This window comes from Luteimonas sp. MJ250 (assembly GCF_039548455.1).
Taxonomy (GTDB): Bacteria; Pseudomonadota; Gammaproteobacteria; order Xanthomonadales; family Xanthomonadaceae; genus Luteimonas.
Map to the genome: position 1 here is coordinate 1 of NZ_JBCLVB010000016.1, position 22,733 is coordinate 22,733.

The following is a 22,733-nucleotide window of genomic DNA, read 5'->3' on the forward strand; positions in this document are numbered from 1 at the left end:
GTGTGGAGCGGCTGTACCAGGAAGCGAAGCTGCAGGTGCGGCGCCGGAAGCGGAAGAAGGTGCCAGTGGGCGAACGGCAACCGCTGTTGCGGCCAGACCGCGCCAACCAGGTCTGGTCGATGGACTTCGTGTTCGGGACGCCTGAGCTTTGGCCAATAACGCATAGCGGAGTTAGAATGCCGCTCAGTTGGTGCTGAGCGTAAGCTCACAGTTTGTGAGTCAGAAAGCGAGTCATTCTCGTTCAGCATCATTAATATCAATTAGTTGGCCGCTGTATTCGATTGAATCACGGCCACCAGTCCCGTCATGCGGCGCGGTGCCTGCACGACACCGGATGCGAGGGTGCGCGCATGGAACCGCTGGCGATCGCGGTGGTCGAGGACGATCCCGAATACCGCGATGCGATCCTGCTCCCGCTGCTGGCGCGCTCCGGATTCACCCCCGTCGGCTTCGGCAGCGCGCTTGAACTGTACCGTTCGCTTCTGTCGGAGCGCTTCGATCTCGTGCTTCTCGACGTGGGCCTGCCGGACGGCAGCGGGGTGGAGATCGCCCGCCACCTTCGTGACACGCTGCCTGTAGTGGGCATCGTCATCCTGAGCGGGCGGATGTCCCCGACCGACCGCATGCGCGGGCTGGAGGCGGGCGTGGATGCCTACCTCGGCAAGCCGGTGGCAATGCAGGAACTGGTCGCGACGCTGCGCAACGTGGCGCAGCGGATCCGTCCGCGCGGACCGGGCCGGGATGAATCGGCAGCCCGTGACCAGACCGCGGACGGCGCCGTCGCCGGAGGCGGATGGCGGTTGGGTGCCCAGGGCTGGAACATCGTCGCGCCCGGCGGTTCGACGGTGGTGCTCAACCTGGCCGAAAGGCAGGTGGTCACGCTGCTGGCTGCCACGCCCGGCGTGCCGGTTCCGCGGGAGGCGTTGATAGGTCGCCTGGTGGAGAACGTGCACGACTTCGATCCCCACAGGCTCGAGATGCTGGTCTATCGACTGCGGCAGAAGTGCCTGCATGAAGCGCACACCCGGCTGCCCCTGAAGACGGTGCGCGGCGTTGGCTACATGCTGGCCTGGTAAGGCGCCGGCTCAGCCCGGGGCGGTCAGCGCGTGGTCCAATGCAGCGGCGCTGGGCAGGGTGATGGTGATGCGGGTGCCGGCGCCGGGCGTACTTTCCAGCCGCATGCGGCCGTCGAACGACTCCACCAGCTTGCACACCATCGACAGACCCAGGCCGGTTCCCTCGCCCGACGGTTTGGTGGTGAAGAAGGGTTCGAAGATCCGGGCCTGGATCTCGACGGGGACTCCCGGACCGTCGTCGTCCACCTGGATGTCGATCGAACTGCCGTCCGGATGCGTTGTGACTTCGATCGCGAAGATGCCTTCGCCGGCCATTGCCTGCGCGGAATTGGTGGCCAGGTTGAGGATCGCAAGACCGAGTTGTGCGCGGTCGAAGGTGATCGGGCAGGGAGTCGGCGGAAGCTGCATATGCAGCGTGATCCCCGATCCCAGCGCCTGGCGGAGCAGGGGTGCCAGGTCGACGAGCACTTCGCGGACATCGAAGCGCTCGGGCCGGGTGGCATCGTAGCGAGTGAAATCCAGCAGCTTGTGGGTGATTCCTGTGGCCCGCTGCGCGGCCATGCCGATGCCCGCCACGGCCTGCTGCAATTCGGCGTCGTTGCTAGCGATCCTCGCTTGGTCCACGTAGCCCGTGATCAGCGCCAGCAGGTGGTTGAAGTCATGTGCGACGCCGCTGGCAAGGTGGCCGATCGTCTCCACTTTCTGCGCGTGCAGCAGCTGCTCCTGCATGCGCTCGCGCTCTGCGATTTCTTCCGTCAGCAAGGCGTTGGCTTTCACTAGCTGCCCACGTTGCTGGTGGGCTTCGTCAAGGCTGCCGCGCAGGGCCCTGGTGGTGCGGTCGATGACCACGGCGATGACCAGGAACATGATGGAGCGGATGCCGGCGTCGCCCAGCAGCTCCGACATGGCGCCCCCGCCCGCGCGGGCTTCGCTGGCCCCGCCAAGGAACAGCGAAACGGCAAGCACCGCATACATCACCCAGAGCGCCCAGCGGCCGATGGCAATGCCGGCCACGAATAGCCACATCACCTGCAGGGGCTGTTCGAACACATGGGCCGACAGGCCATTGCTGGAGTAGGCCCACAGCAGCTGGAGGGCCACCACCGCCAGCATCTGCCGGATCGCCCACTGGAACCGGTTGTGCCGTACCAGGACCAGGCTGGACAGCGCCATGGTGCTCACGACCAGAGCCGCCAGAAGGCTGCCGGTCTCGCCAGGACGCAGCGGAATGTCGGTGCCGAGCAGGCGCCAGGCCCATGCCAGCGGGACCGTGGTGCCTATCAGCAGCAGCACGATCTGCAGCATCGGCGCATTGCGCCGGTCGACCGGATCCTGGATGCCCGGGCGCTGCAACCAGGTGGATGCGGAGCGCCCTGCTTTGCCGAACCAGCCGATGACCAATGGAAGCTCCCTCCAGGACCTTTGCGTGACCTCGAGCACGATAGCGGCCTCGCGGCCCCGGTGCACAGCAACAGTGCTCGGGATTCGAACATCACTCGCGGTGAGAAACCGAAACAAACCGTGCGTGCATCACACTTTTGCGACTCGTATTCTCGCCTCGTTCCGCACCACCGCTTGGTCGTGCGTCGCACTGCGTGGGCTTGGCGCCGCGCTCGAGAAGAATCTGTGGCGACTGACGTGCCTGCGTCGTGCCCGGATTCGACCGCCCTCTCCCGGGGGGCACGGTTTCGCTGCGGTGCGGGTTGCCGCGTGCATGTATCAAGGGGATTTACGGGTGAATCTGGACTGTTCGAAGACTGTCGCGATCGCGCGACGGATGTGGACCGCGCTGGTCCTGGCCGGGCTGGCCCTGCTGCTTCCGGGCGCGGTGATGGCGCAGGCCACCCAGACCGAGTGCCGCCTTGCCGACCCGAACTCCAGCGGCCAGCATGTCGCCGAGATCTGCTGGTTGCAGTTCGGTACGGCCGGCCAGCTCATTGCCGCCGGCAGCCCGGGTACGGCCAGGGACTACGACGTCGCGCTGCCTGACGGGTCGCGCATCACGTATACAGCGCGGCTGAGCGGAGGCACGCACGCAAACCCGGGACTGGAGGTGAGGGAGGCCCCGGCCTGGACCGGTTCGCACTTCAGCGGCAGCTCCGGTTACTACACGATCCTGACCCCCAATGCGGCCGCGCTGAACACTCCCGACAACGGGCGCGGCAACGGCGTCGTCCTGACCCTGGAAGACATCCGCCTGTTCGCGCCCGATGGACGTGAAATCGACGACCTGCCGTTCCAGGTCGTCATGGCCGATGCCGAGCGCCTGAACAACAATCCGGAACACCTGGACTTCGGCGTCGTCTCCGGCGGGCAGTCGTGGCAGGTGTTGGAATGGCTCGGCAACAGCGCGAACAACAACGTCTCGCGCTCCACGCCGCCCGCAGCCTCGGCCTGCCTGTCGTCCTATGTCGACTGCGCCCGCTTCAGCGGGACGGTTACCGGCAACGCCAACACGGTGGTGCTTTCGACCAACCGCGATCCGGCGTCGACGGCCCCGTTCACGGTGATGGCCCAGATCCACTCCGATGCGGGGCAGGGCTTCGCCGTCGGGGTGCGCTGGGGCAGCGTGCGCTTGCGCAAGTCGCTGCCGGAGGGCCGCAATGCGCCGCAGGACCAGTTCGTCTACCGGATCAGCAACGTCGTCGGTACTGAGGTTGCCACTGGGACCACGACCGGTACCACCAGCGTTTCGTCCTGGATCAGCGCAATGGCGATGCCGGGCAACCGGCTGCTGCTCGAAGAGCTGATGGCACCCGGTTCCAGCTCGGTGCTGGGCCAGTACAGCCGCTGGGTGACATGCCAGGTCGCGAACGGTGGGCCGATCCTGATCGACCAGGCCTACAATCCGGCCAATCCTCCGCAGATCGTCATCGATTCGGGCCAGCCCGGCGACAACATCGACTGCGAGATCGTCAATCGCCCGGCCCAGTTCGACATCACGGTCAACAAGACCGTTTCGCAGATCAACGGCCAGCCCGCCGCGCCCGGCGCGACGGTATCCCCCGGCGACGTGGTCACCTACCGGATCGAAGTCACCAACACCGGCTCCGTGCCGGCGATCGTGCCCGTTGGCGCCGTGTCCGAGGGCATTCCGGACAATACCGAGGTCGTCGAGGCAGGCAACGACTTCACCTGCTACCTCAACAGCTGCAGCAATGCGGCGGAGCTGGATATCGATCCGGGCAGTTCGGTCGTCCTGGACTTCATCGTCAGGGTGGACGACCCGCTGGCCGATGGCGTCACGGAGATCTCCAACCACGTTGCAGTCGACGGCGTCGACTGCGCGGCCGCCGGCAACAGCTGCAGCGAAATCCTCCCGATCGCGCCCTCGGTGACGGTCGAGAAGAGCGCGGATCCGAACAGCGGCACCGCGGTGCTGCCCGGCGCCCAGGTGTCCTACACGCTGACCGTGACTGTTGCCGATGCGCCGACGACCAGCGCCGTGGTGCTGAGCGACGCGCTGGGTGCCGGCCTGACCTTCGACAGCGTGACCAGCCCGGGTGGCTTCATCCACGACGGCACGAATGCGCCGACCCATGTCTTCACCCTGCCCGCGGGGGCAGCGGTCGGAACGCACAGCGTCACGTATGTCGCGAACGTGGCGCCGGATGCCGGTGCCACCGTTGGCAATACGGTGACGGCGGAAGGCGGCGGTGGCCCCGATCCGGTCTGCGTGGATTGCGCGACCGAGCATCCGGTGGACCGCGCGTCGATCGAATTGACGAAGACGGGCGCGCTGTCGGCCGACGAGAGCACGATCACGTACACGTTCTCGGTGGAGAACACCGGCAACGTGGCGCTGAGCAACGTGACGGTGAGCGATCCGCTGCTGCCGGGCCTGGACTGCCCGGTGATCGCCACGCTGCCGGCGGGCGACACGCAGGTACTGGTGTGCACCGGCAATGTCCATACGGTGCTTCCGGAAGACGTGGACGCCGGCGAAGTGGAGAACACCGCGACGGCCAGTGGCCTGCCACCGACGCCTCCGGGTGGCCCGACGCCGGACCCGGTGACGGACGACGACACCCAGACCACTCCGCTGGCGCAGGACGCCGGCCTGGAAGTGGAGAAGTCGGTGACATCCGACGGTCCTTACACCGAAGGCGACGTCATCACCTATCAGTTCGTGGTGACGAACACGGGCAACGTGACGCTGACCAGCGTGTCGGTGACCGACCCGCTGCCGGGCCTGAGCGCGATCACCTATGCGTGGCCGGGTGCCGATGGCGTCCTGCTGGCGGGCCAGAGCGTGACCGCGACGGCGACCTACACGGTCACCGCGGCCGACGTGGATGCCGGCAACGTGAACAACAGCGCGACCGCGGGCGGCACGCCGCCGTCCACGCCGTCGAATCCGAACCCGCCGCCGATCGACAGCCCGCCGGACGAGGAAGACACCCCGATCGCGCAGGATCCGAGCCTGGAGCTGGTGAAGTCCGTCACCTCGACGGGCCCCTACACCGAAGGCGACACCATCACCTATCAGTTCGTGGTGGAGAACACCGGTGACGTGACGCTGACCAACGTGTCGGTGACCGACGAGCTGGTGGGTCTGGGCCCGATCACCTACGACTGGCCGGGTGCCGATGGCGTCCTGCTGGTGGGCGAGAGCGTGACCGCGACCGCGACCTATACGGTCACGGCTGCGGACGTGGCTGCCGGCAACGTGCACAACAGCGCGACCGCCGAGGGCACGCCGCCCTCCACGCCGGGCAACCCGACGCCGCCGCCGGTGACCACGCCGCCGGGCGAGGTGGATACGCCGATCGCCCAGGAACCGGACATCGAGATCACCAAGACGGTGACCTCGACGGGTCCGTACACCGAAGGCGACACCATCAGCTACCAGTTCCTGGTGGAGAACAGCGGCGACGTGACGCTGACCAACGTGTCGGTGACCGACGAACTCGTCGGACTGAGCGCGATCGTTTATGCATGGCCAGGTGCTGTGGGCGTGCTTGAAGTCGGCCAGAGCGTGACCGCGACCGCGACCTATGTCGTGACTGTGGCCGACGTGAATGCCGGCAACGTGCACAACAGCGCGACTGCTGGCGGCACGCCGCCGTCGACGCCGAGCAACCCGAATCCGCCGCCGATCGACAGTCCGCCGGACGAGGAAGACACCCCGATCACACAGGATCCGAGCCTGGAGCTGATGAAGTCGGTCACCTCGACGGGGCCGTATACCGAAGGCGACACCATCCGCTATCAGTTCGTCGTCACGAACACTGGTGACGTGACCCTGACCAACGTGTCGGTCACCGACCCGCTGCCGGGCCTGGGCGCGATCACCTATGCGTGGCCGGGTGCCGATGGCGTCCTGCTGGCGGGCCAGAGCGTGACCGCGACCGCGACCTATGTCGTGACTGCGACCGACGTGGATGCCGGCAACGTGCACAACAGCGCGACCGCTGGCGGCACGCCGCCGTCGACGCCGAGCAATCCGAACCCGCCGCCGATCGACAGCCCGCCGGACGAGGAAGACACCCCGATCGCGCAGGATCCGAGCCTGGAGCTGGTGAAGTCGGTCACCTCGACGGGGCCGTATACCGAAGGCGACACCATCAGCTATCAGTTCGTCGTCACGAACACTGGTGACGTCACGCTGACCAACGTCTCGGTGACCGATGAGCTGGTGGGCCTGAGCCCCATCACCTATGCGTGGCTGGGCGCCGACGGCGTGCTGCTCGTGGGCCAGAGCGTGACCGCGACCGCGACCTACACGGTCACTGCGGCCGACGTGAATGCGGGCAACGTGCACAACAGCGCGACCGCGGGCGGCACCCCGCCGTCGACCCCGAGCAACCCGAATCCGCCGCCGATCGACAGTCCTCCGGATGACGAGGACACCCCCGTCGCGCAGGAGCCGGGACTTGAACTCAACAAGTCCGTGACTTCGACGGGTCCGTACACGGAAGGCGACACTATCAGCTATCAGTTCGTCGTGACGAACACAGGTGACGTGACCCTGACCAACGTGTCGGTCACCGACCCGCTGCCCGGCCTGAGCGCGATCACCTATGCGTGGCCGGGTGCCGCTGGCGTGCTGGTCGCGGGCCAGAGCGTGACCGCGACGGCGACTTACACGGTCACGGCTGCGGACGTGGATGCCGGCAACGTGCACAACAGCGCGATCGCAGGCGGCACGCCGCCGTCGACGCCGACGAACCCGAACCCGCCGCCGGTCGACAGCCCGCCGGACGAGGAAGACACCCCGATCACGCAGGATCCGAGCCTGGAACTGGTGAAGTCGGTCATCTCGACGGGGCCGTATACCGAAGGCGACACCATCAGCTATCAGTTCGTCGTCACGAACACTGGTGACGTCACGCTGACCAATGTGTCGGTGACCGACGAACTCGTGGACCTGAGCGCGATTACCTATGCCTGGCCGGGTGCTGCAGGTGTACTGGAAGTCGGCCAGAGCGTGACCGCGACCGCGACCTATACGGTCACGGCCGATGACGTAAACACCGGCAACGTGCACAACAGCGCGACCGCCGAAGGCACGCCGCCCTCCACGCCGACCAACCCGAATCCGCCGCCGGTGACCACGCCTCCGGGCGAGGTGGATACGCCGATCAGCCAGAACCCTGGCGTGAGCATCGAGAAGACCGTCACCTCGACGGGCCCGTACACCGAAGGCGACACGATCAGCTATCAGTTCGTGATCGAGAACACGGGAGACGTGCGCCTGACCAATGTGTCGGTGACCGACGAACTTGTCGGCCTGAGCGCGATCGTCTATGCGTGGCCGGGTGCTGAAGGCATCTTGGAAGTCGGCCAGCGCGTGACCGCGACCGCGACCTATGTCGTGACTGCGGCCGACGTGAATGCCGGCAACGTGCACAACAGCGCGACCGCCGAAGGCACGCCGCCGTCGACGCCGACCAATCCGACGCCGACGCCGATCGTGACGCCGCCAGACGAGATCGACACGCCGATCGCCCAGGAACCGGGCATCGAGATCACCAAGACGGTGACCTCGGCCGGTCCCTACACGAAAGGCGACGTGATCAGCTACCAGTTCGTGATCGAGAACACCGGCGACGTGACGCTGATCAACGTGTCGGTGACCGACGAACTCGTCGGCCTGAGCGCGATCACCTATGCCTGGCCGGGTGCGGCAGGTGTACTGGAAGTCGGCCAGAGCGTCACGGCCACCGCGACCTATGTCGTGACTGCGGCCGACGTGAATGCCGGCAACGTGCACAACAGCGCGACCGCCGAAGGCACGCCGCCTTCGACCCCGACGAATCCGACGCCGCCGCCTGTGACGACGCCTCCGGGCGAGGTGGACACGCCAATCGCCCAGGAACCGGGCATCGAAATCACCAAGTCCGTAACGTCGGCCGGTCCGTACACCGAAGGCAGCGTGATCAGCTACCAGTTCCTGGTGGAGAACACCGGCGACGTGACGCTGACCAACGTGTCGGTAACCGACGAACTCGTCGGCCTGAGTGCCATCACCTATGCCTGGCCGGGTGCTGCAGGCGTGCTGGAAGTCGGCCAGAGCGTGACCGCAACCGCGACCTATGTCGTGACCGCGGCCGACGTAAACGCCGGCAACGTGCACAACAGCGCGACCGCTGAGGGCACGCCGCCTTCGACCCCGACCAACCCGACCCCGACGCCGATCGTGACGCCGCCGGATGAAATCGACACGCCGATCGCCCAGAATCCGGCGCTCGAGCTGGCCAAGTCCGTGACCTCGGCCGGTCCGTACGCGGAAGGCAGCGTGATCAGCTACCAGTTCGTGGTGACCAACATCGGCGACGTGACGCTGACCGATGTCTCGGTGACCGACGAACTGCCGGGCCTGAGCGCACTGACGTACGCATGGCCTGGCGTGGAAGGCGTGCTGCTGGTGGGCGAGCGCGTGACGGCGACCGCGACCTACGTCGTGACCCAAGCCGACGTGAACGCTGGCAGTGTGCACAACACCGCAACCGCCGAAGGCATGCCGCCCGGTACGCCTGGTGAGCCCGCCACGCCGATCGTCTCGCCGCCTGGCGAGGCGTTGGTGGAGATCGAGACCGGTAGCGACCTGTCCATCGAAAAGGCCGTCGACAACGCGACCCCCATCATCGGGGAGAACGTGGTCTTCACCCTCACGGTGCGCAATGCCGGCCCGGCCGATGCCACCGGCGTGGTCGCCACGGACGTGCTGGCCAGCGGCTACACCTTCGTGTCGAGCGCCGGCGACGGCAGCTACGACGCGGCCACCGGCCTGTGGACCATCGGCGACCTCGCCAATGGCGATGCCGCGAGCCTGTCGATCACCGTGACCGTCAACGCCACTGGCGACTACCGGAACACGGCCAGCGTGGACGGGAACGAGACCGACCCGGACCCGGACAACAACACCGACGTGGAGACGCCGACGCCGATGCCCCGCATCGTGGCGATCAACGATCCGATGGGGACCGTGGACGCAGGTGACGTCACCCCGAGCGTGCTCGGCAATGACACCCTCGGCGCGGATCCGGCGACGGTGCCGGAGGTCGTGCTGACCCCGGGCGAGCCGTCGCATCCGGGCCTGTCCATGAATCCCGACGGCACCATCACCATCGCGGTGGACGTGCCCACGGGCATCTATACCTACCCCTACACGATCTGCGATGCGGCCAATCCGGCCAACTGCGACATCGCGATCGCGACCATCGAGGTGGTGGGCAACCCGACGCTGCTGCGCGTGGTGAAGAGCGTCGCCACCCGGACCGTCAACATCGGTGACCTGGTGCGCTACACGGTGACCGTGGAGAACATCGGTCTGGTGGACCTGGTCGACGGGACCCTGGTCGATACGCCGCCGACGGGCTTCAGCTACGTCGAAGGATCGATGTCGGTGCGTGATGCCGACGGTGCCTTCACCCTGGCGCCGGGCCACCATCCGCTGCGGATCGGTGGACTGGACATCGCCGCGGGCGCCGACGCCACCATCGTCTACCTGCTGAGGGTGGGTGCGGGCGTGCGCCTTGGCGCCCACGTCAACGAGGCGGTGGCCGTGGATGAAGACGGCAATCCGCTGTCCAACGTCGCCACCGCGGAAGTGCTGCTCGATGGCGACCCGATGCTGGACGACAGCCTGGTCTTCGGCACGGTCTTCGACGACCGCGACGGCGACGGCTGGCAGGACCGTGCCGATCTCGGCGGCGTGGCGGTGAGCGGTGGATTCGCGCCGGGCCCCTACGTGGCCGGTTCGACCACGATCGACACCGGCAGCGGTCCCAGGCCGCTGGCCGACGCCAGCTCTCCGCTGCTGCACGGCGTCGACGTGGGTGCGATCCGCGCCCGCGAGTCGGAGGCCGATCCGGCGCCGACCGTGGTGATCCGCCAGCGCCTGAGCGCGCTGGAGTTCACCGACGACTTCGTCCTCGGCAGCGACCAGGGCGTCACCGTGCGCATGGCCGCCGATGGCAGCACCCGCGTCGAGCGCGCTGGCGAAGCCGCCCGCGGCTTGAACGCCGCTGAGCCGACGGTGGAGCGCCGCGTGTCCTCGGTGGAGGGCGGCTACGAAGTGGCCTACGTGATCTCCAACCAGGGGATCGACGAGCGCGGTATCCCAGGCGTGCGCATCGCCTCGGTGGAAGGCCTGCTGATCGAGACCGACCAGTACGGCCGCTACCACCTCGCCGACGTGCACGGCGGTGACTGGGGCCGTGGCCGCAACTTCATCCTGAAGGTCGATCCGGCAACGCTGCCGGCCGGGACGGAGTTCACCACCGCCAATCCGCTGGTGCGTCGCGTCACCCCGGGCATCCCTGTGCGCTTCGACTTCGGCGTGAAGCCGCCGGTGCGCGCCCTGCAGGGCGGCCGCGAGCAGCTCGAGCTGGAGCTGGGCGAAGTGCTCTTCGCCCCGGACAGCGCGGAGGTGCGCGAGGCCTACATGCCGGTGCTCGGCCAGGTGGCCGAGCGGGTCAACGCCTATGCCGGTGGCGAAGTCGTGATCACCGCCGACGGCGACAGCCAGGCGCTGGCCTTCGCCCGTGCCGGCGCGCTGCGCGATGCGCTGGAACCGCTGGTATCGACCGAGGCGCGCGAAGCGCTGGAGGTGGTGCTGGGTACCCGCGTGGACGATCCGCATTCGCCGGTGGTCGCGGGCGCAACCGCCAGCGGCGCGCTGCTCGGGACCGTGCTGTTCGATACCGACAAGTCCGCGATCCGCCCGGAGTTCAACGGCCTGCTTGACGCCGTGGCCGCGCGCCTGGAGGTGCTGGGTGGAGGCGTGGTGGTGCTTGTCGGCCATACCGACGTGCGTGCCCCGCACGCCTACAACGCCGCGCTCGGCCTGCGCCGGGCCACGGCGGTCTACGAGGCGCTGGCGACGCGCCTGCGGCCAGAGGTCCGGGCACAGGTGAGAGTGGAGTCCAGCGGTGATCCGGCAGCCCCGATCGGGACGGATGCACGATGAACAGGGGCCGGAAGATGAAGATGAAACTGCTTGACCATGCCCTGCTGGGCATCCTGGCCGGCCTCGCCCCCGTGGCGATGGCGCAGGATGTCCCGCAGCCTGCTCCGGCTGAAGCCGGGAATGCCGCGCCGACCGTGTTCGACTGCAACGATGCCGGATGTGCCGGCGAGGAGGGCCTGCTGTTCCGCCTTCGCACGCGCAGCTACGACGAGCCGGTGACCGAGGGCACCGACGCGGACTCGGGTTCGGCTGCGCTGCAGCCCGATCGCCGCGTCTCGGTGGCGCTGGAAGGCCCCGGGCGCGCCGACATCGCCGGCAACTTCTCGATCCGCCTGCCCGGCGGCGGCGTGATCTGGGCGACGGAAGACCCGAACCTCGGCCAGCCGGAGCTGTCGGTCTCCGCTCCGACGATGGTGGCCTTCGCCGACGGTCGCATCCAGAAGCCGGTGCGCTTCTTCGCCCGTGGCAACTACACCGGCTTCATCGAGCGCTACGAGGTCATGGTGTTCCGTGGCAACGACGCCGACCTGGTCGCGCCGGTGGCGCGGTTCGCGCTGCCGGTGACGGCGGTCGCGAAAGACGAGTGGGACGGCGAGCTGCCGTCGGCCATCCAGTTCCGCGCGGGCGACGAGCTGGTCTACGTGCTCCGCGCCTATGACGCGCAGGGCCGCTTCGACGAAACCCATCCGCGCCGCTTGCAGCTGGTGACCCCGGCCGAGGCCGAGCGCGGCCTGCAGCAGGTGCGCAGCAGCGCCGAACGCAGCCTCGGCACCAGCCTTGGCAGCGAGCAGGCGCAGGACCAGATGCTGGTCGAGGATGTGTTCGCCGGCAACGGCCTGCGCCAGCAGAACATCCCGGTCTACGGCTCGCGCGTGCGCATCCAGGGCCGCAACGTGCCCGAAGGCCAGACGCTGTCGATCAACGGCGAAAGCTATCCGGTGGACATGGAGCGCAAGTTCGTCGCCGAGTACCTGATGCCCATCGGCCAGCACCGGTTCGACATCGCCGTGTCCGAGGGCGTCGCCGGTGCCGAGGCGTCGAGCTATCCGCTCGATGTCGAGGTCAGCGGCCGCTACTTCTTCGGCGTCGCGCTCGCCGACATCACCGTGTACGAGAACCGGGCCAGCGGGCCCGGGCGCGACCTGGCTCTGGCTGGCCGCGACGACGACATCCTCAGCGACGGCCGCCTGGCGTTCTACCTCAAGGGCAAGACCGCCGGTCGCTACCTGGTGACGGCGCAGGCCGACACGCAGAACCGTCCGCTCGGCGACATCTTCGACGGCTTCACCACCGCCGATCCGCAGGACATCTTCCGCCGCCTGGATCCGGACCTGTACTACCCGACCTATGGCGACGACTCCACGGCGTATCGTGACGTCGACACCATGGGCCGGTTCTACGTGCGCGTGGACTGGGACAAGAACGAGGCCCTGTGGGGCAACTTCCACACCGGCATCACCGGGACCGAGTACGCGCAGTACTCGCGCGCCCTGTACGGCGCGGGGCTGAAGTGGCGTTCCATGGACAACAACGCCTGGGGTGATGCGAAGACGCAGCTGCGCGCGTTCGGCTCCGAGGCGCAGACCGCTCCGGGACACAGCGAGTTCGTCGGCACCGGCGGCAGCCTGTACTACCTGCGCCATACCGACGTGCTGCCCGGCTCGGACCGGGTGGTGCTGGAAGTCCGCGACCGCACCACCGGCCGCGTCGAGCAGCGCATCGAGCTGCTGCGGGGCGCCGACTACGAGATCGACGAGCTGCAGGGCCGGCTCCTGCTGACCCGTCCGCTGGCGCAGATCAGCCGCCAGAACATGCCCACCATCACCCGCGACGCGCCGCTGGACGGCTACGAGCAGCGGCTGCTGGTGGACTACGAATGGGTCCCGCAAAGCTTCGACCCGGACGACATCACCGCCGGCGTCCGCGGCAAGCACTGGTTCGGCGACCACGTCGGCGTGGGCCTGACGTACGTCGACGAGAACCGCGCGGGCGAGGACTACAGCCTGATGGCCGCCGACCTCACCCTGCAGGCCGGCCGCGGCACCTACCTGAAGGTCGAGCACAGCCGGACCGAGGCCAGCAGTGCGCCGGTGTTCTTCTCCGACAACGGCGGCATGAGCTTCGTGCAGACCAACCCGGCCGGCCCGCGCGAAGGCGATGCGACCTCGGTCGAGGCGCGCGCCAACTTCATGGAGCTGGGCTGGACCCGGCTCGACTGGAGCGCAGGCGCCTGGTGGCGGCAGGTGGACGCCGGCTACTCGATCTCGCGCTTCGATACCGGCATGGACATCGAGGAACACGGCGCCGAGGTGCTGGGCCAGTTCTCGCCGGACCTGAGCGTGTTCGCCCGCTACAGCAATGCCGAACGCGGTGGCGACGTGCTGCGCCAGGCGCAGGCCAGCCTGGAATGGCGCCCGGGCGAGTACAACGCCCTGACGGCCGAGGTGCGCCGCATCGAGGAGCGCCGGCAGGCGCAGGCGACGGCGGCGGGGATGCTGGGCGCAGTGAAGTACACCCACCGCTTCGGCACCGCGCTGGACCTGTACGGCATCGGCCAGGTGACCCTCGACGACGACGGCGGCCAGTACGAGGACAACGATGCGCTGACCCTGGGTGGCCGCTACAACTTCGCCAACCTGTCCACGGTCGGCGCCGAGGCCACCACCGGCGACCGTGGCGAAGGCGCCAGCGTCGAGGCGGAGTACAAGGTGTCGCCGCTGCAGAGCTTCTACGGCAGCTACACCTATTCCACCGACCGCAGCGACTACGACCCGCTGTTCAATCCTGCCGCGCGCAACGGCTGGACGCTGGGGCAGCGCTGGAGGATCTCCAACCAGGCCAACATGTTCAACGAGAGCCAGTTCCTCAAGTCGCGCGGCGAATCCGGCCTGGCCCACACCTTCGGCATGGACTTCTATCCGGTCAAGGGCTGGAACCTCGGCTTCACCCTGACCGACGGCGAGCTGACCAACAGCGAGGGCGGCAACATCGACCGGCGCGCGGTCAGCGTCTTCGGCGGCCACACCTCGCAGCGCACCGACTGGCAGAGCAAGCTGGAATGGCGCGAGGACACCGGCGTGGAGCAGCGCACGCAGTGGGTGAGCACCAACCGCCTGGCGCACCGGATCAACGAGAGCTGGCGGATCGCGGCGCGCTTCAACTACGCCGATACCGACGACGCCATCAACCCGGCCGCCGGCGCGAAGTTCATCGAGGGCAGCTTCGGCTTCGCCTACCGGCCGTGGAACGAGAGCCGCTGGGGACTGTTCGGTCGCTATTCCTACCTGTACGACCTGGCCACGCTGGGCCAGTTGGGCGGGGCGGACTACGACCAGAGGACCCAGGTCCTGTCGCTGGAGGGCGTGTACCGCCTCGGGCACCGCTGGGAAGCGGCGGCCAAGCTGGCGCGTCGCGAAGGCGAAGTGCGCTACGGGCGTGGCACGGGTGACTGGTTCGATTCGGCCACCACCTTCGCGGCCGGCCAGCTGCGCTACGAGCTGACGTACAAGTGGCACGGCCTGGTCGAGTACCGCTGGCTCGACGTGGACGACGGCGGCACCCGCAACGGCTGGATGGCGGGCGTGGATCGCGACATCGGCCAGAACTTCCGCATCGGTGCCGGCTACAACTTCACCGACTTCAGCGATGACCTGACCGACTTCGACTACAACCACAAGGGCTGGTACATCAACTTCGTCGGCAGTTACTGAGGCCTTCCACCGCCGTCCCCGGCGGTCCCGATCGCGATATCCGAACCCGCCCGCATGCGAATGCAGGCGGGTTTCGTTTTTCAGCTTGCCGGGTTGCCGCGTTGCGGTGCGGAGGCAGCGGCCTTCAGGCCACCTCGGCCTCGGACACCACGTCCAGCACTTCGTCGCCATAGCGTTCGATCTTGCCGGCGCCGATGCCGCCGATGAGCGCCAGGTCGCCCGGCGTACGCGGGCGCAGGCGGGCGATCTCGCGCAGCGTCGCGTCGTGGAAGATCACGTAGGGCGGCACGGCCTGCTCCTGGGCCAGGCGTGTGCGCATGGCGCGCAGGGACTCGAACAGCGGCTGGTCGGCGCGCGCCACCTCCACCACCGGCCGGGCCGCGCGGGCCTCGCCGTCGCGGCCACGGCCGCGCGCCGGGCGCGGCGCCTCCTTGCGCAGCAGCACCTCGCGGCGGCCCTGCAGCACCTCGCGGCTGTCCGCGGTCAGGCGCAGTCCGCCGTAGCCCTCGGTGTCGACCTCGAGCAGGCCCGCGGCCACCAGCTGGCGGAAGACCCCGCGCCAGGCGCGGGCGTCGAGGTCGGTGCCGATGCCGTAGGTGCTCAGCGCGTCGTGGCCGAACTGCCGCACGCGCTCGGACTCCGAGCCTCTGAGCACGTCGATCAGATGCGCGGCGCCGAAGCGCTGCCCGGTGCGGTAGACGCAAGACAGCGCTTTCTGCGCCGCCACCGTCGCGTCCCAGGTTTCCGGCGGCGACAGGCAGTTGTCACAGTTGCCGCAGGGCTCGCCGGGCCCCTTCGCCGCGTAGTCCTCGCCGAAGCAGGCCAGCAGCACCTGGCGGCGGCAGCGGGTGGACTCGCAGTAGCCGACGAGGGCGTCGAGCTTGCGGTGCTCCAGGCGCTTGCGGTCCTCGCCGGACTCGGACTGGTCGATCATCTGCCGCAGCAGCACCACGTCGCCCAGGCCGTGGCACATCCAGGCCTCCGCCGGGTCGCCGTCGCGGCCGGCGCGGCCGGTTTCCTGGTAGTAGCCTTCGATCGACTTCGGCAGGTCCATGTGCGCCACGAAGCGCACGTCGGGCTTGTCGATGCCCATGCCGAAGGCGATGGTCGCCACCACCACCACGCCGTCCTCGAGCAGGAAGCGGCGCTGGTTGGCGGCGCGCACCGAGGCGTCCAGGCCGGCGTGGTAGGGCAGGGCGTCGACGCCGGCCTCGACCAGCATGGCCGCGGTCTTCTCGACCTTGTTGCGCGACAGGCAGTAGACGATGCCGGCCTCGCCGGCATGACCGCCAATGAAGTCCTGCAGCTGCCGGTTGGCGTTGTCCTTGTTGACCACGGTGTAGCGGATGTTGGGGCGGTCGAAGGAGCTGGTGAAGCGGCGCGCGCCTTCGAGCTGCAGGCGTTCGGCGATCTCGCGCTGGGTCGGCGGATCGGCGGTGGCGGTGAGGGCGATGCGCGGCACCTGCGGCCAGCGTTCGTGGAGCACGGTCAGCTCGCGGTACTCGCGGCGGAAGTCGTGGCCCCACTGCGAGACGCAGTGCGCCTCGTCGATCGCGAACAGGCCGATCCGGCTGGCATCGAGCAGGGACATGAAGCGCGGCGTGAGCAGCCGTTCCGGAGCGACGTACAGCAGGTCAAGCGTGCCTTCGCGCAGCTGCCGCTCGATGGCGGCGGCTTCGGCGGCATCGAGCGTGGAGTTGAGGAAGGCGGCGTTGACGCCGAGTTGGCGCAGCGCCTCCACCTGGTCCTGCATCAGCGCGATCAGCGGCGAGACCACGATCGCGGTGCCCTCGCGCAGCAGCGCCGGCACCTGGTAGCACAGCGACTTGCCGCCGCCGGTGGGCATCAGCACCAGCGCGTCGCCGCCGCCGGCCACGTGCTCGATGATGGCGGCCTGCTCGCCACGGAAGGCCTCGTGGCCGAAGGTTTCGCGCAGGATCCGGTGTGCAGGGTCGCTCATGCGCCAAGGATACCGGGCCGGCGTCTCAGGGCCGGCAACGTGAACGCCCGACGCCGGGTCGGGCGTTGCGGGGCGGGCCTGACGGGAAAACCCGCCGGCGCACGCGCTACTGGAGCAGCGAACGCAGCATCCAGGCGTTCTTTTCGTGGACCTGCAGGCGCTGGGTGAGCAGGTCGACGGTAGGGTCGTCGCCGGCATCGTCGGCGTGGGCCAGGGCACGGCGCGCGGTGCGGCAGACCGATTCGTTGCCGTCGACCAGCTGGCGCACCATTTCCCGCCAGTCGGGCGCCTTGGTCAGGCCGGGCTCTTCGGCAATGGTCGAGAGCTTGATGAATTCGGCATACGACCCCGGGGCGTTGAAGCCCAGGGCGCGGATGCGCTCGGCGGTCTCGTCGAGCGCGTTCCACTGTTCGGTGTACTGGTCCATGAACATCGCGTGCAGCGAGTTGAACATCGGGCCGGTCACGTTCCAATGGAAGTTGTGGGTCTTCAGGTACAGCGTGAAGCTGTCGGACAGGAACTGGGCGAGATCCTGCGAGATCGTCTTGCGATCCTTGTCGGCGATCCCGATATCAACGCCTGGTGCCACCGAGCCCGCGGCCGGCGACGCAGCAGGCGATGCCTTGCGCGTGGCGCTGCGTTTGGCGGTTTTGGTTTTTTCCTTGGTCTTGGCCATCACTGTGTCCTTGGTGGATAGCGCGCGACAATGCGCGGCAGGGGATAAAAGCGTCCTGGAAATGCGAATCGTGAATGAGTGAATTGGAGTCTAGCCCCGTGGATGGAAGCCCGGCGTCAACGCGCGCGGGACGAACAGCCGTGGATGGCGCACTGACGCGTGATCGTGGCCGGCTGCTGGGTTTGTGGCGGCGATGGGAGCAGGCGCGCGGTGACCAAGCCCGTCGAAAAGCGTTCCAGGACGCGCTTGCGCGCTCGCTCGCGCAGCGCGAAGCACGCGCCGCAAGCCTGCCGCGTGCCGAAGTCGACCCGGCCCTGCCGATTGCCGGCGAAGCCGAGCGCATCGTCGAACTCCTGCGCACGCACCAGGTCGTGGTGGTGGCCGGTGAGACCGGCTCCGGCAAGACCACCCAGCTGCCCAAGCTGTGCCTGGCGGCTGGCCGCGGCGCTGCCGGAATGATCGGCTGCACCCAGCCGCGGCGCATCGCCGCGCGCGCAGTGGCGCGCCGGGTGGCCGAGGAGCTGCAGGTGCCTCTGGGCGGCGCGGTCGGCTACCAGGTCCGCTTCACCGAGAACGTCGGCGAACAGACCGCGATCAAGTTCATGACCGACGGCATCCTCCTGGCCGAGATCCAGTCCGACCGCTGGCTGTCGCGCTACGACACCCTGATCATCGACGAGGCGCACGAGCGCAGCCTCAACATCGATTTCCTGCTCGGCTACCTGAAGCAGCTGCTGGTCCGGCGCCCGGACCTCAAGCTGGTGGTGACCTCGGCGACCATCGATACCGCGCGTTTTGCCGCGCACTTCGGCGATGCACCGGTGGTCGACGTCGAGGGCCGCGGCTATCCGGTGGACCTGCGCTACCTGCCGCTGGACGCGGGCCTGTCTTCGCCGGCTTCGGCTTCGGCTGCGGCCGCGAAGCCGCGCGGCGGCGAGCGCGACGCCGCCGGGGCCGGTTCGCGCGACATGTCGGTCACCGACGGCATCGTCGCCGCCTGCGACGAAATCTTCCGCGGCGGCCAGGGCATCGGCGGCGACGTGCTGGTCTTCCTGCCCGGCGAGCGCGAGATCCGCGACGCGCACCGCGCGCTGGAAGGCCGCAAGTACCGCCACACCGAAGTGCTGCCGCTGTACGCGCGGCTGTCGGTGCGCGACCAGGACCGCGTGTTCAACCCCGGCCCGCAGCGGCGCATCGTGCTTGCAACCAACGTCGCCGAGACGTCGCTGACGGTGCCGCGCATCCATTACGTGGTCGATCCGGGCCTGGCGCGCGTGAAGCGCTACAGCCCGCGGCAGAAGCTCGACCGCCTGCACATCGAGCCCATCAGCCAGGCCAGCGCCAACCAGCGCGCCGGCCGCTGCGGGCGCATCGCTCCGGGAACCTGTTACCGCCTGTACGACGAAGCGGACTTCGCCGCCCGGCCGCGGTTCACCGATCCCGAGATCCATCGCGCGGCGCTGGCCGGCGTGATTCTGCGGATGCTGTCGCTGGGCCTGGGTGCGATTGAAGGCCGTGTCCCGGCGTCGCCGGGACGCGCATCCGGGCGATCCCGGGACGGTGACGCCCGGATCATCGAAGACTTCCCGTTCCTGGAACCGCCCGACGCGCGCGCGATCGCCGATGGCTGGCAGCAGCTGGCCGAGCTCGGCGCGGTGGATGCTGCGCGCAGCCTGACCGCACAGGGCAAGGTGATGGCCAGGCTGCCGGTGGACGTGAAGCTGGGGCGCATGCTGGTGGCCGCCAATGAGCACCGCTGCCTGCGCGAGATGCTGGTGATCGCCGCCTTCCTCGGCATCCAGGACCCGCGCGAACGCCCGTCCGACCAGCGCGCCGCGGCCGATGCCGCGCACGCCGCGTTCCAGGATCCGAAGTCCGAGTTCGTCGCCATCCTGCGCCTGTGGGAGGCGTATCGCGTGGCCCACGAGGACCTGACCCAATCGCAGCTGCGCAAGTGGTGCGAGCGCAACTTCCTCGGCTTCCTGCGCATGCGCGAGTGGCGCGAGCTGCATCGGCAGCTGAAGCTGCAGTGCGCGGACCTGGGCTGGCAGGAAGAGGAGCGCGCTGGCGATGCGCTGTTCGCCACCACGGCCGATGGAGCGCGTGCGGGCGGGAGCGATGCCGTCCCCGGCCAGCGCGGCCGTGGCCGGCGTCGCCGCGGCAAGCACCCGGGCGCAGCGCCCGGTTCACCGTCGGCGGCTGCGGAGGCGTCGACGCAGCGGAGGACACAGGAGGCCGATCCCGCGCTTTCCGGAGAGGCCGCCGCGCGGGATCTGTATGTCCGCCTGCACCGCGCGCTGCTCGCGGGGCTGCCGACCCAGGTCGGGCATGCACCCCCGGCAACCGACAAGCGGCGGCAGGTCGCCTACGAAGGCCCGCGCGGGCGTCGTTTCCAGCTGTTCCCGGGCTCGACCCTGGCCTCGCGCCCGCCGCCGTGGTTGCTCACCGCCACCCTGCTCGACACCGAGAAGGTGTGGGCGCTGACCAATGCCGCGATCGAGCCCGAATGGATCGAGGCCGAGCTCACGCACCTGCTCTCGCGCCGCCACTTCGATCCGCGCTGGTCGCGCAAGCAGGGCCGCGTGATCGGCAGTGAACAGGTCGGCCTGTTCGGGCTGGTGCTGGCGGCGGCACGCGCGTTCCACTACGGCGGTCACTACCCGGAGGAGTCGCGCGAGCTGTTCCTGCGCGATGGCCTGGTTGCCGGCGAGATCAACCTGCGTGCCGACGTCGTCGCCCGCAATCGCCGCACGCTTGCGCAGGCCGAGGAGGAAGAGGCCAAGCAGCGCCGGACCGGCCTGGTCGTCGACGATGACTGGATGCTGCGCTGGTACCGCGACCGTATCCCGGCCGAGATCATCAGCGCGCAGGCGCTCGACGCCTGGTTCGCGAAGCTGCCGAAAGAGCAGCGCCGCGCCCTGCAGTGGACCCGCGACGACCTGCTGGTCGCCGACGGCAGCGACGCCGACCGCTTCCCGGCGTACTTCGCGCTCGGCGACGCGCGCCTGGCCGTGCACTACCGCTTCGAACCCGGGGCGGTCGACGACGGCATGACCGTGGTCGTGCCGCTGCACCTGCTCAACGCCCTGGATGCGCCACGGCTGGGCTGGCTTGCCCCCGGCTTCGTGCAGGAAAAGGCCACGGCCCTGCTGCGCGGCCTGCCCAAGGCGCTGCGCCGCAACTTCGTGCCGGCGCCGGACTTCGCCCGTGCCTTCGCCGAGGCGCACGGAACCGCCGATGCCGCCACCGACAGCATCACCGGCGCCCTGGCGCGGTTCCTCAGGCGGCTGACGGGCGTCGAGATCGCCGCCACCGATTTCGATGTCGAGGCGCTGGAGGCTTACCTGCGCGCCAACCTGCGGCTGCTCGATGCCGACGGCCGTCGCGTGCTGGCGGAGTCCCGCGACCTGGACGAGCTGCGCGCGCGCTTCGGCGCGCATGCGGCTGACGCATTCGCCGCGCATGCCTCGGAAGGGCTGGCGCGCGAGACCCTGAGCACATTCCCGGACACCGCGATCCCGGTCTCGGTCGCCGGCGCCGGCGGCGTGCCGGCCTACCCGGCGCTGCACGATGCCGGCGACAGCGCCTCGCTTGAAGTCCACGCCGACCGTGCCGAGGCCGAGCGCCGGCATCCCGAGGGCGTGCGCCGGCTACTTGCGATCGCCATGGCCGACCGCATCAGACAGGCGCGCAAGCAGCTGCCTGCCCAGCCCAAGACCGGCCTGCTGTACGCCGCGATCGAATCCGTCGCGCCGCGCGCGTCAGGCGACGGCCGCCCGGCGGACACGCTGCGTACGGACCTGGTCGACGGCGCATTTGCCGCGCTGACCGCGGACGGCCTCGGCGACATCCGCGATCCGGCGGCGTTCGAAGCCCGCAGCGCCGAGCTCGGCAGGGCCCTGTTCCCGGAGGCCACGCGCCGCCTGCAGCAGGCCGAGAAGATCCTCGCGCTGGTGGCCGAGGTGCGCGCCGCGCTGGACGGCAAGCTCATGGGCTGGGCGCGCGCCAACCTCGACGACATGCAGGCGCAGTTGGCGGCGCTGGTGCCGCCGGGCTTCCTGCGCGACGTGCCGGCGGCAGCGCTCGCCGAGTACCCGCGCTATCTCAAGGCGCTGGCAACGCGCGCCGGCCGCGCGCTGAACGATCCCGTGCGCGACCAGCAGCGCATGCTCGAGCTCAAGCCCTTCGTCGATGCGCTGGACCGCGCGCGTGCGACAGGGCAGGCGGACGGGCCCGGCTGGCAGGCGCTGCGCTGGGACCTGGAAGAGCTTCGCGTCCAGCTCTTCGCGCAGGAGCTGGGCGCCAAGGGCGGGGTTTCGCCGAAAAAGCTGGCCGCGCGCCTGGCGGCGCTTACTTGACCCGCTCGACCTTGGCGCGGGTGTTGTAGCCGTCGACCGCCATGTACCAGGCGTTGCCGACCACGCTCGGCGTGATCCGCACCTTCGGGCTGTCGCGACGGGCGCCGGCCAGCGTGGCGGTGTCGACCTGGCGCCAGACCTGGCCATTGTCGAGCGTGTACTCGCGGCCGCGGCCGAAGCCGCGGAACTCGCCGCTGATCTGGCCGACCACCGGTTCGGCGGACCCGAAGCTGAGGAATCCGCGATGTTCATCCTCGACCCGCTTCTTGGCCGTGGCCGCAGCCTTCTCCGTCTCACCCTCGATGGTGCGGTCCAGCCATGCGTTGAGCCGCGTGAGCTCCTCGGCGCTGAGCTTGTCGAGGCCGGCGGCCGCGAACTCCGCAGGCGTCATCTGCGTTTCGATGCCCTGCTGGGCCAGTGCCGGAGCGGCGACGAAGAGCAGGGCGGCGAGGATGAAGCTGCGTACCGGCATGGCGTCTGTTCCCAAGGGCGAGGTCGGGCTAGTGTAGACCCTCGCCTTTCCGTGGACTCCGGTT

Annotated in this window: 8 protein-coding genes and 1 pseudogene; 5 read left to right on the forward strand and 4 right to left on the reverse strand. The window is 68.9% G+C overall.

Going from position 1 to position 22,733, the window contains the following annotated elements; translation table 11 throughout:
• Together WCE37_RS13700 and WCE37_RS13705 are read left to right on the forward strand one after the other, a co-directional pair.
• Window positions 1-134: pseudogene (locus WCE37_RS13700) on the forward strand (IS3 family transposase); the annotation flags it as partial.
• A 237-nt stretch (window positions 135-371) separates the two neighbouring features.
• On the forward strand, window positions 372-1,076 hold the full coding sequence (locus WCE37_RS13705; RefSeq protein ID WP_343279849.1) for a response regulator transcription factor: 705 nt from the start codon (window positions 372-374) through the stop codon (window positions 1,074-1,076).
• Window positions 1,077-1,085: 9 nt separating this feature from the next.
• Here the strand turns inward: WCE37_RS13705 and WCE37_RS13710 are convergent, their stop codons facing one another.
• Entirely contained in the window at window positions 1,086-2,477 is a 1,392-nt protein-coding gene (locus WCE37_RS13710) for an ATP-binding protein (RefSeq protein WP_343279850.1), read from the reverse strand.
• Between the two features lie 334 nt (window positions 2,478-2,811).
• Here WCE37_RS13710 and WCE37_RS13715 point away from each other — a divergent pair, with 334 nt between their 5' ends.
• Together WCE37_RS13715 and WCE37_RS13720 are read left to right on the forward strand one after the other, a co-directional pair.
• Window positions 2,812-11,493 (forward strand): CARDB domain-containing protein, encoded by an 8,682-nt coding sequence (locus tag WCE37_RS13715; RefSeq protein WP_343279851.1) that lies wholly within the window; start codon window positions 2,812-2,814, stop codon window positions 11,491-11,493.
• 20 nt (window positions 11,494-11,513) lie between these two features.
• On the forward strand, window positions 11,514-15,203 hold the full coding sequence (locus tag WCE37_RS13720; protein WP_343279852.1) for a hypothetical protein: 3,690 nt from the start codon (window positions 11,514-11,516) through the stop codon (window positions 15,201-15,203).
• Window positions 15,204-15,327: 124 nt separating this feature from the next.
• Here the strand turns inward: WCE37_RS13720 and recQ are convergent, their stop codons facing one another.
• A complete protein-coding gene (recQ, locus tag WCE37_RS13725; protein WP_343279853.1) occupies window positions 15,328-17,163 on the reverse strand; it encodes a DNA helicase RecQ in 1,836 nt (611 codons plus the stop codon).
• Window positions 17,164-17,269: 106 nt separating this feature from the next.
• Window positions 17,270-17,839: a Dps family protein gene (locus tag WCE37_RS13730; RefSeq protein WP_343279854.1), complete on the reverse strand. Its 570-nt coding sequence runs from the start codon at window positions 17,837-17,839 to the stop codon at window positions 17,270-17,272.
• A gap of 74 nt (window positions 17,840-17,913) precedes the next feature.
• Between WCE37_RS13730 and WCE37_RS13735 the strand changes: the two genes are divergently transcribed.
• Window positions 17,914-22,197: a DUF3418 domain-containing protein gene (locus WCE37_RS13735; RefSeq protein WP_343279855.1), complete on the forward strand. Its 4,284-nt coding sequence runs from the start codon at window positions 17,914-17,916 to the stop codon at window positions 22,195-22,197.
• On the opposite strand, the gene WCE37_RS13740 is transcribed toward WCE37_RS13735, so the two are convergent.
• The gene (locus tag WCE37_RS13740) at window positions 22,190-22,669 is read right to left on the reverse strand and encodes a hypothetical protein (RefSeq protein ID WP_343279856.1); all 480 of its coding nucleotides are present in this window, start codon (window positions 22,667-22,669) and stop codon (window positions 22,190-22,192) included. The two genes, WCE37_RS13735 and WCE37_RS13740, sit on opposite strands and share 8 nt — an antisense overlap.
• Window positions 22,670-22,733 lie beyond the last annotated feature (64 nt).